Origin of the sequence: Pseudomonas sp. B21-019, from assembly GCF_024749225.1 — a bacterium.
Taxonomy (GTDB): Bacteria; Pseudomonadota; Gammaproteobacteria; order Pseudomonadales; family Pseudomonadaceae; genus Aquipseudomonas.
In genome coordinates this window covers 1,104,207-1,119,773 of record NZ_CP087193.1, presented here as the reverse complement: position 1 = coordinate 1,119,773, position 15,567 = coordinate 1,104,207, and the positions used below count along the sequence as shown (strand labels likewise).

At 60.0% G+C, this 15,567-nt stretch carries 13 protein-coding genes; 2 read left to right on the top strand and 11 right to left on the bottom strand.

Annotated elements, in window-relative coordinates:
- Nucleotides 1-227 precede the first annotated feature (227 nt).
- Complete coding sequence (gene recJ / locus LOY36_RS04940) at nucleotides 228-1,937, bottom strand: single-stranded-DNA-specific exonuclease RecJ (protein ID WP_028939499.1); 1,710 nt, start codon at nucleotides 1,935-1,937, stop codon at nucleotides 228-230.
- A 66-nt stretch (nucleotides 1,938-2,003) separates the two neighbouring features.
- Nucleotides 2,004-2,546, bottom strand: coding sequence for a YaeQ family protein (locus LOY36_RS04935; RefSeq protein ID WP_007940622.1), 543 nt, complete (start codon nucleotides 2,544-2,546; stop codon nucleotides 2,004-2,006).
- A gap of 149 nt (nucleotides 2,547-2,695) precedes the next feature.
- Here LOY36_RS04935 and LOY36_RS04930 point away from each other — a divergent pair, with 149 nt between their 5' ends.
- Nucleotides 2,696-3,895, top strand: a complete 1,200-nt coding sequence (locus tag LOY36_RS04930; protein ID WP_019651844.1) for a CaiB/BaiF CoA-transferase family protein — start codon at nucleotides 2,696-2,698, stop codon at nucleotides 3,893-3,895.
- Nucleotides 3,876-4,802, top strand: a complete 927-nt coding sequence (locus LOY36_RS04925; RefSeq protein WP_258672444.1) for a TIGR02285 family protein — start codon at nucleotides 3,876-3,878, stop codon at nucleotides 4,800-4,802. The genes LOY36_RS04930 and LOY36_RS04925 overlap by 20 nt, the downstream gene beginning before the upstream one ends.
- Before the next feature lie 171 nt (nucleotides 4,803-4,973).
- Here the strand turns inward: LOY36_RS04925 and LOY36_RS04920 are convergent, their stop codons facing one another.
- The 9 genes from LOY36_RS04920 to secD form a co-directional block, all read right to left on the bottom strand.
- The gene (locus LOY36_RS04920) at nucleotides 4,974-5,261 is read right to left on the bottom strand and encodes a DUF3509 domain-containing protein (RefSeq protein ID WP_019581629.1); all 288 of its coding nucleotides are present in this window, start codon (nucleotides 5,259-5,261) and stop codon (nucleotides 4,974-4,976) included.
- A 343-nt stretch (nucleotides 5,262-5,604) separates the two neighbouring features.
- Entirely contained in the window at nucleotides 5,605-6,960 is a 1,356-nt protein-coding gene (locus LOY36_RS04915; protein ID WP_258672442.1) for a transporter substrate-binding domain-containing protein, read from the bottom strand.
- A gap of 133 nt (nucleotides 6,961-7,093) precedes the next feature.
- Nucleotides 7,094-8,503 (bottom strand): threonine synthase, encoded by a 1,410-nt coding sequence (gene thrC / locus LOY36_RS04910; protein WP_019651847.1) that lies wholly within the window; start codon nucleotides 8,501-8,503, stop codon nucleotides 7,094-7,096.
- 66 nt (nucleotides 8,504-8,569) lie between these two features.
- The gene (locus LOY36_RS04905) at nucleotides 8,570-9,874 is read right to left on the bottom strand and encodes a homoserine dehydrogenase (protein ID WP_018926703.1); all 1,305 of its coding nucleotides are present in this window, start codon (nucleotides 9,872-9,874) and stop codon (nucleotides 8,570-8,572) included.
- 134 nt (nucleotides 9,875-10,008) lie between these two features.
- A complete protein-coding gene (locus LOY36_RS04900; protein ID WP_019651848.1) occupies nucleotides 10,009-10,740 on the bottom strand; it encodes a DsbC family protein in 732 nt (243 codons plus the stop codon).
- A gap of 278 nt (nucleotides 10,741-11,018) precedes the next feature.
- Nucleotides 11,019-11,915, bottom strand: coding sequence for a site-specific tyrosine recombinase XerD (gene xerD, locus LOY36_RS04895; RefSeq protein ID WP_258672439.1), 897 nt, complete (start codon nucleotides 11,913-11,915; stop codon nucleotides 11,019-11,021).
- Between the two features lie 137 nt (nucleotides 11,916-12,052).
- On the bottom strand, nucleotides 12,053-12,601 hold the full coding sequence (locus LOY36_RS04890) for a glycine zipper 2TM domain-containing protein (protein ID WP_019651850.1): 549 nt from the start codon (nucleotides 12,599-12,601) through the stop codon (nucleotides 12,053-12,055).
- Nucleotides 12,602-12,719: 118 nt separating this feature from the next.
- Nucleotides 12,720-13,634 carry a protein translocase subunit SecF gene (secF, locus tag LOY36_RS04885; protein ID WP_019651851.1) on the bottom strand — a complete coding sequence of 305 codons (915 nt, stop codon included), beginning with the start codon at nucleotides 13,632-13,634 and terminating at the stop codon, nucleotides 12,720-12,722.
- A 9-nt stretch (nucleotides 13,635-13,643) separates the two neighbouring features.
- Nucleotides 13,644-15,512 carry a protein translocase subunit SecD gene (gene secD, locus LOY36_RS04880; protein WP_019581634.1) on the bottom strand — a complete coding sequence of 623 codons (1,869 nt, stop codon included), beginning with the start codon at nucleotides 15,510-15,512 and terminating at the stop codon, nucleotides 13,644-13,646.
- Nucleotides 15,513-15,567 lie beyond the last annotated feature (55 nt).

Sequence of the window (15,567 nt, the reverse complement as noted above, 5' to 3'; positions counted from 1 at the left end):
GTGCTTAGAGCCTAGTCGACATCGCGGGATCAGGGAGGGTTCAAGAAATGAAACACCGCCAATTTGAGGTCTGGGCGATACCTGTGGCGAGGGAGCTTGCTCCCGCTCGGCTGCGCAGCAGTCGTCAACCAACCGACGCGGTACCACAGGAAAGAAGCGTTTAAAGGTTTAGGGCCGCTTCGCAGCCCAGCGGGAGCAAGCTCCCTCGCCACAAAAGCATCGTGCCGTTATCGCGGTTCGATGTGGGCAATCATCAACTGTACAGTCTCGTTCCCACGAAACTCGTTGAGGTCGAGTTTGTAGGCCAATTCGACCCACTTGATGGTCGGATTCGGCCAGATGTCCCGGTCGATCCCGAAGGCGATGCCATCCAGCTTCACCGAGCCGCATTCACTCTTCAGCACCACTTTGAGGTGCCGCTCGCCAACCACACGCTGCTCGACCAACTGGAACACCCCGTGAAACAGCGGCTCCGGGAAGTGTTGCCCCCAAGGCCCGGCGTGGCGCAGGGCGCGAGCCAGTTCCAGGTGAAACTCCTCAACCGCCAGGGTGCCGTCCGACAGCAGTCGCCCGGTCAGGTCTTCTTCACGCATTTGCCTGCGCACTTCGGCGTCGAAAGCTTCGGCGAACAACGGAAAATTCGCTTCCGGCAAGGTCAGGCCGGCCGCCATGGCATGGCCACCGTATTTGCTGATCAGGTTTGGATGCTGCGCCGCGACCACGCTCAAGGCATCACGAATGTGAAAGCCCTGAACCGAACGCCCCGAGCCTTTGAGCAGGCCGTCGCCAGCATCGGCAAAGGCAATGGTCGGACGGAAATAGCGCTCTTTCATACGCGAGGCGAGGATACCGATCACACCCTGGTGCCACTCGGGATCGAACAGGCACAGGCCGAACGGCATCGATTCCACCGGCAGATCCTTGAGTTGGGCCAGCGCCTCGCGCTGCATGCCCTGCTCGATGGATTTACGGTCCTGGTTCATGCCATCCAGCTGAGCCGCCATTTCACGGGCAGCGCCAGCGTCTTCGGTGAGCAGGCACTCGATGCCCAGGCTCATGTCATCCAGCCGCCCTGCCGCGTTCAGACGCGGGCCGAGGATAAAGCCCAGGTCAGTCGAGGTGATGCGCGAATGATCACGCTTGGCCACTTCAAGGATCGCCTTGATCCCCGGCCGCGCGCGCCCGGCGCGAATTCGCTCCAGGCCCTGATGTACCAGAATCCGGTTGTTGGCATCCAGCGGCACCACGTCGGCGACGCTGCCCAGCGCCACCAGGTCGAGCAATTCGCCAATGTTCGGCTGCGGCTTGCTCTCGTACCAGCCCAGGCTGCGCAGGCGCGCGCGCAGGGCCATCAGTACATAGAAAATCACCCCGACACCGGCCAGGGCTTTGCTCGGGAATTCGCAACCCGGCTGGTTCGGATTGACGATGGCATCGGCCAACGGCAGCTCGTCGCCGGGCAAGTGGTGATCGGTGACCAGCACCTTGAGCCCGGCCTTTTTCGCCGCTGCCACGCCTTCGACGCTGGAAATGCCGTTGTCCACGGTGATCAGTAACTGCGGCTCGCGGGTCAGCGCCACTTCGACGATTTCCGGGGTCAGGCCGTAGCCGTACTCGAAGCGGTTCGGCACCAGATAGTCGACATGCGCCGCGCCCAGCAGGCGTAACCCCAACATGCCCACGGTACTGGCCGTCGCGCCATCGGCATCGAAGTCGCCGACGATCAGAATCCGCTGACGCTGCTCCAGCGCCGTCACCAACAAATCCACCGCCGCCTCGATGCCCTTGAGCTGCTGGAACGGAATCAGCCGCGCCAGGCTCTTGTCCAGTTCAGCCTCAGACTGCACGCCCCGCGCCGCGTAAAGGCGGGTCAGCAGCGGTGGAATATCACCGAGAAATGGCAGGGTGTCGGGCAACAGGCGAGGTTCGATGCGCATGGGGTGACAGGTGCTTCTCTTGAATACGTAGGATAAAACCGGGTGACGCTGCCAAGCGGCGAATAATCAGCCGCGTTCGCCGGCCAGCCATTGCAACTGGACTTCGTGCTGACCACGGTCGTCGGTGACGAAAATCGTTCCTTCGCTGATCATCACGTCCCACTTGATAACGCGCGGCATGTCCTTGGCCAGGGTTTCCAGCACTTCCTGGGGCACGGCGGCGATGTTGACGTTTTTCAGGGTCTTGATCGCCGGGATCACTTTGCCTTCCCAGACACGCAGGCTGCCGTAGGCCAGCAGGCTGGTGCGTTCGGTGCGACGCGAGCACCAGGTCAGGCGATCGGCGTCTGGCTGGCCGACTTCGATCCAGTGCAGGACACGGTCGTCCAGGCTCTTTTCCCACAGCGCCGGTTCATCCACGTCTGACAGACCGCGGCCAAAAGACAACTGCTCGTTGTACCAGAAGGCGTAGGCCAGCAGCCGCACGGTCATGCGCTCTTCGGTTTCCGAAGGGTGACGGGCGATGGTCTGCTTCACGTTCTCGTAGACGCTGCGGTCGAGGTCGGTGAGGTTCAGTTCAAACTTGTAGGTCGTGGACGGCTGGGCCATGAACGGGCTTCTTGATACGGGGAAAGGCGGCAAGTCTAACCGATGCAAGAGGGCAATCAACGAATTGAAGGCGAATCAACTTTGGGCGATGGATGTCGGCCTATGATAAAACGCTGTATTCGCTCAGCCTTTGTCCTACAGGATTTCGCATGCCGTTCTCCAATAAACCGCTCTCGGGTCTGAAAGTCATCGAATTGGGTACGTTGATTGCCGGGCCGTTTGCCTCGCGTATTTGCGGCGAATTCGGCGCCGAAGTGATCAAGATCGAGTCACCGGACGGCGGTGATCCGTTGCGCAAATGGCGCAAGTTGTATGAAGGCACCTCGCTGTGGTGGTTCGTTCAGGCGCGCAACAAGAAATCCCTGACCCTGAACCTGAAACACCCCGATGGCCTGGCGATCCTGAAACAGCTGCTCAGTGAAGCGGACATCCTGATTGAGAATTTTCGCCCCGGCGTGCTGGAAAAGCTCGGCCTGAGCTGGGAAGTCCTGCACGCACTGAACCCGAAACTGGTGATGGTGCGGCTCTCGGGCTTTGGCCAGACCGGCCCCATGAAAGATCAGCCGGGCTTCGGTGCGGTCGGTGAGTCCATGGGCGGCCTGCGCTACATCACCGGGTTCGAGGACCGGCCGCCAGTGCGCACCGGGATTTCCATCGGCGACTCGATTGCCGCGCTCTGGGGCGTGATTGGCGCACTGATGGCCTTGCGTCATCGCGAGGTCAACGGTGGCTTGGGCCAAGTGGTGGACGTGGCGCTGTATGAAGCGATCTTCGCCATGATGGAAAGCATGGTCCCGGAGTTCGACGTGTTCGGCTTCATCCGCGAACGCACCGGCAACATCATGCCGGGCATCACGCCCTCCTCCATCCACACCAGCGCCGACGGCAAACACGTGCAGATCGGCGCCAACGGCGATGCGATCTTCAAGCGTTTCATGCTGATCATCGGCCGCGAGGACCTGGCCAACGACCCAGTGCTGGCCAGCAACGACGGGCGTGACAGCCGTCGCGACGAGATTTACGGGGTGATCGATCGTTGGGTCAACTCACTGCCGCTGGACGCAGTGATCGAGCAATTGAACCAGGCTGACGTTCCCGCCAGCCGGATTTTCAGCGCCGAAGACATGTTCAGCGATCCGCAGTACCTGGCCCGGGAAATGTTCCTGCAAGCCAAGCTGCCCGACGGCAAGGACTTCAAGATGCCCGGCATTGTGCCAAAACTCTCTGAGACACCCGGCACCTCGGAATGGGTCGGGCCGCAGTTGGGTGAACACAATGCGCAAGTCCTCCACGATCTGGGCTACGACCCGGCACAGATCGCACGACTGCGTGAAGACGGGGCCATTTAAGCTGAATCGCCTGCTTTCATCTGTCCTCGATTACGCCAGCATCGGGCGCCTGCTGGCGGCGCTCGGGCTGTTGTCGGGCCTGATATCCCCGGCCCTGGCGCAACCCAAGGAGCATTTGTTCTGGCTGTTGCGCGACCTGCCGCCACTGACGATCTTCGAAGGTCCGAAAAAAGGCCAGGGCGTTATCGACCAACTGATGCCCCTGCTGATCGCCGGTATGCCGCAGTACGAACACACCCTGATACGGGTCAATCGCGCCCGCGGCATGCAAATGCTTCACGAAGAATCCTTTACCTGCGATCCCTCGCTGGTCTGGAGCAAGGAGCGCGAACAATGGATCGCGTATTCCATTCCGGCCTTCCGGGTGGTCAGCAATGGGTTGGTGATCCGACGTGAAGATCGGCCAGTGCTGGAGCCGTTTCTTTCCAACGGTGAAGTCGATCTGGCCGCATTGTTGGCCAGCGGTCAACAGAAAGTCGGTGTGATCGCCGAGCGCCGTTACGGCGAGTTCCTCGACACACTGCTGCAACAGGCGCCAGCCGGCGCGCTGACGCCCCACTATGGCAATGACGCCCTCGGCAGCCTGCTGCAGATGCAACGCTTGGGTCGTTTGCAGGTGGTATTGGGTTACTGGCCGGAAATCCGCTATCAGGCCCATCAGGAAAACCTGGCCGATGAGCAACTGGAGTTCTACCCGGTCAAAGGCACGGGCAACTACATGCCCGTGTACATCGGTTGCTCGAATACACCTCAGGGTCGACAGGCGATCGGTGAAATCAACCGACTACTGCGCGCCCTGCCCCGCGAGCAACTGGCCCCGCTGTATGCCGACTGGCTCGACCCGCAAAGACGCAAGGATTACCTGGAAGAAACCAGGGCCTTTTTCGAGCATCAGGCCACGCAATGACAAATCGCAGGCAAAAAGAAACCCCGAGAAGTGGGGAGACAACTCGGGGTTAAACGTGGCCTGTATTACAGACCAGTAGCAGCAAGCTACAAGCACCGGAGCACAATGCTTGATCCTGCCGTTACATGGTCTGACTGACCTTGGTGCAGGAAGGTTCCCACAAAAAACACTTCAATTTCGGCTGGCCAGGCGCTTGTCCTGAGCCGCATTGCGCAACGCCGCGATGACACAGGGCTCCAGGCGTCCTTCAGCGATCAGCACGTCGCGGTGCAAGCCGTCGACGACATCCGTCAGCAGACGTTTATCGGTTAACTGGGCCTGATTGAACAGCCGTTCGACCACGATAGCGCCGGTCGCACTCTTGAGCGTCACCAGGCATTCGCCATGGGCACCCGATGGGGTCAATGTGACTTGGTACGGGCTCAGAGCCTCGCCGAGCAATAGACTGATACTTTCCATCTCGATCACCACTCAATAGTCCGCAAACAAAGTGCCTGGGGCGTATCCACAGTAAATGACCCCAGACCCGAGAAGAAAGTTCTGGATTCCAACGGCAGGCGCACCGGCGCCTCTGGTGGATAAAGCATGCCCGGAAAAGATGACAGTAAAAAAACAGCCGCTTTTAAACCCTTTCACCCGAGACGCATTCCTTGTAGCAGCTGCCGAAGGCTGCGTTCGGCTGCGCAGTAGTCGTGAATCCAGGCCACGCGGTGCTTCAGTCAGACCTTGCAAGCAGGTTTTACGACTGCTGCGCAGCCGAACGCAGCCTCGCAGGCTCGGCAGCTGCTACAGGCATCGCGCTTCACGCCTGCCTTGTCCGCTTGGCCAGATCGGTCCATCCGCCCAGCAGCCCTCGCAATTGACCGTCCGCGCTGTAAAACGGCACCGTCCACTGATAGATGTCCCTGACGCCGTCCTTGAACATCAACTGACGTTCGCTGAAGCGGGTCTTGCGCGTACCCAGCTGGGCCATGAACTCGGCGTGCAGTTGCTCGGCGGTTTCCTTGGGCAAGACATCAAGCTCGATCAGTCGGCGCCCCTGAATCTGGTCGAAACGGGTCGACAAACTCTCCTCATAACTTTTGTTGCACATGATCAAGCGCCCTTCCAGATCACGCACGAACATTGGATCGGGCATGGCGTCTATCAAGGCGTGCTGGAAGGCGAGCTGGTCATTGAGGTCTTTTTCGGCGTCCCGACGTTGCTGGATCAACATCGCGAGTCGTCGGTTCCACAACAGGGATAGCAGCACAAAAACACTGGCGAAAAAAATGCCCCAACAGCCCCATTCGGTTACTCGCTGCCAGGTCGAAGGCGTCTGTACAGGAACAATGCCATCGAGCCACTTCAAGCGAATGGCGCGTAACTCGGCAGGCGGAAACGCTTCGAGTGCCTTGTTGAGGATGCTCAACAATTGCGGCTGTCCTTTGCGTACCGCCAGATGATCGGCCTCCCATTTACCCTCTACCGTAGAGCCCACCTTGAGCTGCCCGGACGGATAGAGTTGCGCCCCGGTTTCGTTCTCGATGGTGGCGTAGGCTTCGCCGCTTTCGACCAGCGCCCTGGCCTCGGCGTAGGTTTTGACCGAACGCAGCTCGATGGACGGATAGTCGCGACGAATGGTCGCCTCCAGCGCATGCCGGGCTGGCAGCACCAGTACTCTTTTCGACAGCTGCTGCATGGATTGCACCGCTGGCGCGCCCGCTCGCCCGACGAACACCCAGCCCGCACCACCGAACGCATGACTGAAATCCAGGAACTCCTTGCGCTCCTCACTCATTGCCAGTGTGGTGCTCATGTCTGCCGCGCCGCTTTCCAGCCGCTCCAGCAACTGATCGGTGGAAAACGTCTCTTCATGGAGGAACGTCAGCCCTGTCATGGCGCTGATGCGGTTGAGCACATCGTTGTTCAACCCGCTCCAGTGTCCATGCTCATCCTTGAACAAATACAACGGGTACTGCGCCGACGCGACGATGACCGTCGGATGTTCCGCAATCCATTGCAGCTCCTGAGCGTCTAGCCCGATAGCGGCCTCGCCGACCGCCCCCCGGGGCTCATAAGCCGCCAATTGCGCCGCCAGCCCCCATTGAGCAACGCTCATGGCGCCGACCAGAAATATCCAGCACGCAGCTGGTTTAAACCCTCTAAAAAACAGCATTGCCACTTCCTTGGTGATCGTCTCGCCCGCCCTTCATGGGCGGCTCTTCATTTACGAAACCCGACAAGTGTGGCATGCAGAAATGAGAAAGCCCGTCAGGAGACGGGCTTCAAAATGTGACAGCTTTTACCGGTTACAGTGGCTTGCCGCGGTTGCCATGCTGGCTGACAAAGGCCTGCACAGCTTTCAGATCATTCGGCAACACGGTGCAACGCTCATCTCGCTCAAACAAATCAGAAAGATGTGCAGGTAGTTCGAGCGCTTTTCCTACACCAGCTTTTTCCACCGCGTCCGGGAATTTGACCGGATGAGCCGTGCCCAGGATCACCATCGGGATATCCAGGCTGCGACGGCATTCGCGCGCGGCCTTCACGCCGATGGCGGTGTGCGGGTCCAGCAGCTCGCCGGTTTGCTCGAAGACTTCGGCAATGGTTTCGCAGGTTTGGGCGTCGTCCACGGCCAGCGAATCGAACAGTTTGCGTGCTTCGGTCCAGCGCTCCTGTTCGACGCTGAAACCGCCACCCTGCTTGAAGGTGTCCATCAAACCGGCAATCGCCGCGCCGTTACGACCGTGCAGGTCGAACAGCAGGCGTTCGAAGTTCGACGAGACCATGATGTCCATGGACGGCGACAGCGTGGCGTGCAGGGTTTCCTTGACGTACTGATTGCCGCTCATGAAGCGGTGCAGGATGTCGTTGCGGTTGGTGGCGACGATCAACTGGTTGATCGGCAGGCCCATGTTGCGCGCCAGGTAACCGGCGAAGATATCGCCGAAGTTGCCGGTCGGCACCGAGAACGATACCGAACGCGCCGGGCCGCCCAACTGCAGGGCTGCGTGGAAGTAATAAACGATCTGGGCCATGATCCGCGCCCAGTTGATCGAGTTCACCGCTACCAGGCGAGTGCCCTTGAGGAAGCTCTGGTCGGCGAAGCTCGCCTTGACCATTTCCTGGCAGTCATCGAAGTTGCCTTCGATGGCGATGTTATGGATGTTCTCGCCGAAGATGGTGGTCATCTGGCGACGCTGCACTTCGGACACGCGGTTGTGTGGGTGCAGGATGAAGATGTCGACGTTTTCGCAATGCTTGCAGCCTTCGATGGCCGCCGAACCGGTGTCGCCGGAGGTAGCGCCGACGATCACCACGCGCTCACCGCGTTTTTCCAGCACGTAGTCGAGCAGGCGACCGAGCAGTTGCAGGGCGAAGTCCTTGAACGCCAGGGTCGGGCCGTGGAACAGCTCCAGCACCCATTCGTTGCTGTTCAGCTGACGCAACGGCGCCACGGCGTTGTGGGAAAACACGCCATAGGTTTCTTCAAGAATCTTTTTGAAATCGGCATCGGGGATGCTGCCGGTGACGAAGGGGCGCATCACCCGGAAGGCCAGTTCGTGATACGGCAGGCCGGCCCAGGAAGCGATTTCTTCCTGAGTGAAACGTGGCAGGTTTTCCGGGACGTACAGACCGCCGTCGGTGGCTAGACCGGCCAGCAGGACGTCTTCGAAATTCAGGGCCGGTGCCTGGCCGCGGGTACTGATATAACGCATGACTGGCTCCAATAGACAGTGTTCGCAAACCCGGGCCCGCACGCGGGCCCGGTGAACGATAACGGCTTAGTTCAGGTGCTCGACGCGGATCCGTACAACCGGACCGACCACGCCCGCCAGGGCTTCCAGGGCAGCGATCGCATCGTTGATGTGCTGTTCCAGCACGCGATGGGTCAGCAGGATCATCGGCACCAGGCCGTCGTGTTCCTCGACTTCCTTCTGCATGATCGATTCGATGTTGATGCCGCGCTCCGACAGGATGCTCGCCACCTGGGCCAACACGCCCGGATGGTCCTTGGCCTGAATGCGCAGGTAGTAAGCGCTTTCGCAGGCTTCGATCGGCAGGATCGGGTGGGCCGACAGCGAATCCGGCTGGAAGGCCAGGTGCGGTACACGGTTTTCCGGGTCAGAGGTCATGGCGCGAACCACGTCCACCAGGTCGGCGATTACCGACGAAGCGGTCGGTTCCATGCCGGCGCCAGCGCCGTAGAACAGGGTCGAACCGGCAGCATCACCGTTGACCATCACCGCGTTCATCACGCCGTTGACGTTGGCGATCAGGCGATCGGCCGGGATCAGCGTCGGGTGCACGCGCAACTCGATACCGGCCGCGGTGCTGCGCGCCACGCCCAGGTGCTTGATGCGATAGCCCAGCGCTTCGGCGTAGTTCACGTCAGCGGTGGTCAGCTTGGTGATGCCTTCGGTGTAGGCCTTGTCGAATTGCAGCGGAATGCCGAACGCGATGGACGCCAGGATCGTCAGCTTGTGGGCTGCGTCGATGCCTTCGACGTCGAACGTCGGGTCGGCTTCGGCGTAACCCAGGGCTTGCGCTTCGGCCAGCACGTCTTCGAAGGTCCGGCCTTTTTCACGCATTTCGGTAAGGATGAAGTTACCGGTGCCGTTGATGATGCCGGCCACCCAGTTGATGCGGTTGGCGGACAGGCCTTCACGGATCGCCTTGATCACCGGGATACCGCCGGCCACGGCCGCTTCGAACGCAACGATCACGCCCTTCTCGCGAGCCTTGGCGAAAATTTCATTACCGTGAACGGCAATCAGTGCCTTGTTCGCGGTGACCACATGCTTGCCATTCTCGATGGCCTTGAGTACCAGCTCGCGGGCAACGGTATAGCCGCCCATCAGCTCTATGACGATGTCGATCTCAGGGTTCGTGGCCACTTCGAAGACATCGTTGGTAATCGCAATACCGGTCGTCTGGAACTGAGGCTTTGGCGTGCGCATGGCAATTTGTGCCACTTCGATTCCACGCCCGGCACGACGAGCAATTTCCTCGGCGTTGCGCTGAAGTACGTTGAAGGTACCGCCACCGACGGTCCCTAACCCACAGATGCCTACTTTGACCGGTTTCACTGTGAACTCCCCATAAAACGGCCGACTCGAGGCCGGCCGTGAAAACAGCCGCAGGTTCGCGGCTCTCTATTGATGGCCCGGCAAATGCTGCCGCCGGACCACGCTCGTCAAAGGCTGGCCGTGACGATGCGAATTTACTTCGCGCCCAGTGCCAGTTTGGCGACTTGTGGCGCAGGCTGGTAGCCCGGAATGACCTGACCGTCAGCCAAAACGATGGCCGGTGTACCGTTCACGCCAATCGACTGACCGAGGGCAAACTGCCTGGAAACCGGGTTATCGCACTTGGCGGCCTTGATTTCCTTGCCATCGACCATTTTGTCCATGGCGGCTTTTTTGTCTTTGGAGCACCACACGGCTTGCAGTTGCTCGTCACCCGGCGAGCCCAGGCCCTGGCGCGGGAACGCAACATAACGCACTTCGATGCCGCGCTTGTTCAGCTCAGGCACTTCGGCGTGCAGCTTGTGGCAATACGGGCAAGTGGTGTCGGTGAACACGGTGATGTGCGACTTGGTTTCGCCGATGGCCGGATAGACCACGGTTTCCGCCACTGGAATGTCGTTGATCAGCTTGGCAATGCCCAGGCGTTCGGTCTTCTCGGTCAGGTTGACCGGTTTACCGTCCTTGAGCTGGAACAGGTAGCCCTGAACGACGTATTGGCCGTCGGCGCTGGCGTAAAGCACGCGGCTGCCCTTGAGCTTGACTTCGTACAGACCTGGCAGCGGGCTGGCGGTGATGGTTTCGACCGGCACGTCGAGCTGGAGGTTTTCCAGGCTTTTACGAATGGCTTTGTCGGCCGCGTCATCGGCGACGGCAAAGGTGCTGACCAACGCAATGGCTGCAGCGGCGAAAATCTGGGTCAGACGCATGAGAACTCCTGAAGGCGGACAAATGGGACGATCAGAACGCCCGTGCCGAAACACCGGGTCATAACCGCCCATCGTGCAAACCGGCAAAGCCTACCACATAAGGCCCCTGTGGCGAGGGGGCTTGTCGGAACGCCGCACCGCCCCGTTGGGTTGCGAAGCAGCCCCTCTTTGGCGATCCCTATCCGACATATGGACCGAGGCGTGAGGCTTGACGACTGCTGCGCAGCCGAACGGGGGCAAGCCCCCTCGCCACAGGGTTTGTAACCATCCCGAATTGGTCAGCCTCTGGGGTGATGCTTGGCATGCAGATCCTGCAAGCGCGCGCGGGCGACGTGAGTATAGATCTGGGTGGTGGAGAGATCGCTGTGGCCGAGCAACATTTGCACCACCCGAAGGTCGGCGCCGTGGTTGAGCAGGTGCGTGGCGAAGGCATGACGCAAGGTATGCGGCGACAGCGACTTGCCGATCCCGGCGACCTTGGCCTGGTGCTTGATGCGATGCCAGAAGGTCTGGCGGGTCATTTGCTCACCGCGCAGGCTGGGGAACAGCACATCGCTGGGACGCCCGCCCAGAAGCTCGCCACGGGCATCGCGCATGTAGCGCTCGACCCAGACAATCGCCTCCTCGCCCATCGGCACCAGCCGTTCCTTGCTGCCCTTGCCCATCACCCGCAGCACACCTTGGCGCAGGTTGACCTGCTCCAGCGTCAGGCTGATCAGCTCCGTCACCCGCAAGCCACACGCGTAAAGCACCTCAAGCATGGCGCGATCACGCTGACCGATGGCCTCGCTCAGGTCCGGCGCGGCCAGCAAGGCTTCCACATCGGCTTCCGACAAGGATTTGGGCAATGGCCTACCCAGCTGCGGCATATCCACGCGCAGGGTCGGATCCACGGCAATCAGCTTTTCCCGCAACAAATAGCGATAGAAACCACGCACGCCAGAGAGGAATCGCGCCGTAGAACGGGGTTTGTAGTTTTGCTCCAGGCGCCAGGCCAGGTGATCGAGGATCAACTCGCGCCCGGCGTTGATCAGCTCCAGGCCCTTCTCCTGCAACCAGCCGTTGAACAAGGCCAGGTCGCTGCGATAGGCATCGCGGGTGTTATCGGAAAGGCCTTTCTCCAGCCACAGGGCGTCGAGGAACAGGTCTATCAGGGGATGATCGATGGCAGGCATGGGGGCTCAGGACTGGCAGATGTAAGACTGCGAAAAAACAAGAGTCTTTCATAGCTCGTTGATGGTGAACATTAAATTCAGGCACAAAAAAAGCATCCCTTACGGGATGCTTCTTTTTGTGTGGGACGCTCAGCTCACTATTTGGCCGGTTCGTTCTGCCCCAGGATCAGCCTGCCTTCCTTGTCGACCGGAATCTGGTTGCCCGGATCGCGATCCATCCGCACTTTGCCTTCCTTGCCGTCCAGCGAATAACGAACGTCGTAGCCTACGACCTTGTCGCTGATGTCATTGACCGTGTTGCAGCGAGTCTGAGTCGTGGTGTAGGTGTCACGCTCCTGCATGCCTTCCTGCACCTTGTTACCCGCATAACCGCCGCCGACCGCACCGGCCACTGTGGCGATTTTCTTGCCTGTACCGCCGCCGATCTGGTTGCCCAACAGGCCGCCAGCCAAGGCGCCGACCACCGTACCGGCGATCTGGTGTTGATCTTTCACCGGTGCTTGCCGGGTCACCGTAACGTCCTTGCACACTTCACGTGGAGTCTTGATTTGTGTCTTGACCGGTTCAACGGCCAGCACTTGCGCATACTCAGGGCCGCTTTTAACCAGTTTGTAGGTGGCAACAGCGCCACCGGCAGTCACACCGACAGCACCCAATACCGCACCAACCAGCAACGACTTGTTCACATGAACCTCCTGGCTATAACAGACGGGACAAACCCGCGCTTCTCCCAGCCTTGGAGCATAAAAAAAGGCGCGAGTTCAACACTCGCGCCTTCTCGGCTTTCAGCAGGAAAGATAACCGTTATGGACGGTCGTCGACTTCCTTCTCGCTCGTCGCCACAGGAATCAGGTCTTCGCTGTTCAGGTTCAGCCAGATCAGCACCACGTTCGCGATGTAGATCGAGGAGTAAGTACCTGCCAGAACACCGATGAACAGGGCAATGGAGAAACCGAACAGGTTGTCGCCACCGAAGAACAGCAGGGCCGCGATCGCCAGCAAGGTGGAGATCGACGTCGCCATGGTCCGCAGCAGGGTTTGCGTGGTCGAGATGTTGATGTTCTCGATCAGGCTGGCCTTGCGCAGGACACGGAAGTTCTCACGAACCCGGTCGAATACCACGATGGTGTCGTTGAGCGAGTAACCGATGATCGCCAGCACCGCCGCCAGCACCGTCAGGTCGAAGGTGATCTGGAAGAACGACAGGATACCGATGGTCACGATCACGTCGTGGATCAAGGATACGATCGCGCCGACCGCAAACTTCCACTGAAAGCGGAAAGCCAGGTAGATCAGGATACCGCCCAGCGCCATCAGCATGCCGAGGCCGCCCTGGTCGCGCAGCTCTTCACCGACCTGCGGGCCGACGAACTCGACACGCTTGACCTGAGCCGGGTTGTCGCCGCCGACTTTCTGCAGCGCTTCAGCCACCTGGTGACCCAGTTGCGGGTCTTCGCCAGGCATGCGCACCAGAAGATCGGTGGTCGCACCGAAGTTCTGCACGATGGCTTCGTGATAACCGGCTGTAGCCAGTTGCTCACGCACCTTGGTGACATCGGCCGGACGCTCGTAGGTCAGCTCGATGAGCGTACCGCCGGTGAAGTCCAGGCCCCAGTTCATGCCCTTATGAAAGACACTGAACATTGCCAGCGCGGTAAGGAACAATGTGACGCCGAACGCAAAGTTGCGAACGCCCATGAAGTTGATTGTACGTAACATGGCAGCCCCTTAAATCCACAACTTCTTGAAGTCACGACCGCCGAAGATCAGGTTGACCATCGCGCGGGTCACCATGATGGCCGTGAACATCGAGGTAAAGATCCCGAGGGACATGGTCACGGCGAAACCCTTGACCGGGCCGGTGCCCATGGCAAAGAGAATCCCGCCCACCAACAAGGTTGTCAGGTTGGCGTCGAGAATCGCGGTGAATGCCCGGCCGAAGCCTTCGTTGATTGCCCGTTGAATGGTCATGCCGGCCGCGATCTCTTCGCGTATCCGCGAGAAGATCAGTACGTTGGCGTCGACCGCCATACCCATGGTCAATACGATACCGGCGATACCTGGCAGGGTCAGCGTTGCACCCAGCAGCGACATCAAGGCCAGCAGCATCACCATGTTCACCGCCAGCGCAACGGTGGCGATGAGGCCGAAGAAGCGGTAGATAGCCATGATGAATAGCGAGACAAACAGCATGCCCCACAACGATGCATCGATACCTTTGGTGATGTTGTCGGCACCCAGGCTTGGGCCAATGGTGCGCTCTTCAGCGAAGTACATCGGAGCCGCCAGACCACCGGCACGCAGCAGCAGCGCCAGCTCGGACGATTCGCCCTGGCCGTTCAGGCCAGTGATGCGGAACTGGGCACCCAGCGGCGACTGGATGGTCGCCAGGCTGATGATCTTCTTCTCTTCCTTGAACGTCTGGACCGGCACGTCTTTCTCGACGCCGTTGACCACTTGCTTGACGTAAGTGGTGACCGGACGCTGTTCGATGAAGATCACCGCCATGCTGCGACCGACGTTGCTGCGAGTCGCACGACTCATCAGCTCGCCACCGTGGCCATCCAGACGGATGTTCACTTCTGGCGTACCGTGCTCGCCGAAGCCCGCCTTGGCGTCAGTCACCTGGTCACCGGTGATGATCAGGCCACGCTCGATAAGCGCCGGAGGACGCTTGCCTTCACGGAACTCGAATTCCTCGGAAGTGGCTTTCGAAGCGCCAGGCTCAGCCGCCAGACGGAACTCCAGGTTGGCCGTCTTGCCGAGGATACGCTTGGCTTCTGCGGTGTCTTGCACGCCCGGCAGCTCAACCACGATGCGGTTGGCGCCCTGGCGCTGAACGATAGGTTCGGCAACACCCAGCTCGTTGACGCGGTTACGTACCGTGGTCAAGTTCTGCTTGATGGAGTATTCACGGATTTCCGCCAGCTTGGCCGGGGTCATCGCCAGACGCAGTACCGGTTGGCCATTGAGGTCGGCCGGAACAATGTCGAAATCGTTGAAGTTCTTGCGGATCAGCGCACGGGCCTGTTCGCGGGAGTCTTCATCAGTGAAGCCCAGCTGAATGGCACCGCCCAGTTGCGGCAGGCTGCGATAGCGCAGTTTCTCTTTGCGCAACAGGCTCTTCACATCGCCTTCGTAGACTTTCAGGCGTGCGTCGAGGGCTTTGTCCATGTCCACTTCCAGCAGGAAGTGCACACCACCGGACAAGTCCAGACCCAGCTTCATCGGGTGCGCGCCCAGGCTGCGCAGCCATTGCGGGGTGGTTTGCGCCAGGTTCAGTGCAACGACGTAGTCATCGCCCAATGCCTTGCGCACAACGTCTTTGGCTGGCAACTGGTCTTCAGCCTTGACCAGGCGAATCAGACCGCCCTTGCCGTTTGCCGCCAGCGTGGCCGCCTTGACGTTGATCCCGGATTCCTTGAGCGCGGTGCTCACACGGTCCAGATCAGCCTGATTGACTTGCAGCGCAGTGCTTGCACCGCTGACCTGAATGGCCGGGTCATCAGGATATAGATTGGGAGCGGAATAAATCAGACCGACCGCCAGCACCGCCAGGATCAGAATGTATTTCCACAGAGGGTATTTGTTCAGCATCACGCCGCCCGCTTATGACGCGGGGCGCCTTGCGCGCCCCGTCGATTGAGTAGAA

Coding starts and splice junctions, on each gene's coding strand:
- recJ (WP_028939499.1), bottom strand. CDS start 1,937: ATGCGCATCGAACCTCGCCTGTTGCCCGACACCCTGCCATTTCTCGGT.
- LOY36_RS04935 (WP_007940622.1), bottom strand. CDS start 2,546: ATGGCCCAGCCGTCCACGACCTACAAGTTTGAACTGAACCTCACCGAC.
- LOY36_RS04930 (WP_019651844.1), top strand. CDS start 2,696: ATGCCGTTCTCCAATAAACCGCTCTCGGGTCTGAAAGTCATCGAATTG.
- LOY36_RS04920 (WP_019581629.1), bottom strand. CDS start 5,261: ATGGAAAGTATCAGTCTATTGCTCGGCGAGGCTCTGAGCCCGTACCAA.
- LOY36_RS04915 (WP_258672442.1), bottom strand. CDS start 6,960: ATGCTGTTTTTTAGAGGGTTTAAACCAGCTGCGTGCTGGATATTTCTG.
- thrC (WP_019651847.1), bottom strand. CDS start 8,503: ATGCGTTATATCAGTACCCGCGGCCAGGCACCGGCCCTGAATTTCGAA.
- LOY36_RS04900 (WP_019651848.1), bottom strand. CDS start 10,740: ATGCGTCTGACCCAGATTTTCGCCGCTGCAGCCATTGCGTTGGTCAGC.
- xerD (WP_258672439.1), bottom strand. CDS start 11,915: ATGCCTGCCATCGATCATCCCCTGATAGACCTGTTCCTCGACGCCCTG.
- secF (WP_019651851.1), bottom strand. CDS start 13,634: ATGTTACGTACAATCAACTTCATGGGCGTTCGCAACTTTGCGTTCGGC.
- secD (WP_019581634.1), bottom strand. CDS start 15,512: ATGCTGAACAAATACCCTCTGTGGAAATACATTCTGATCCTGGCGGTG.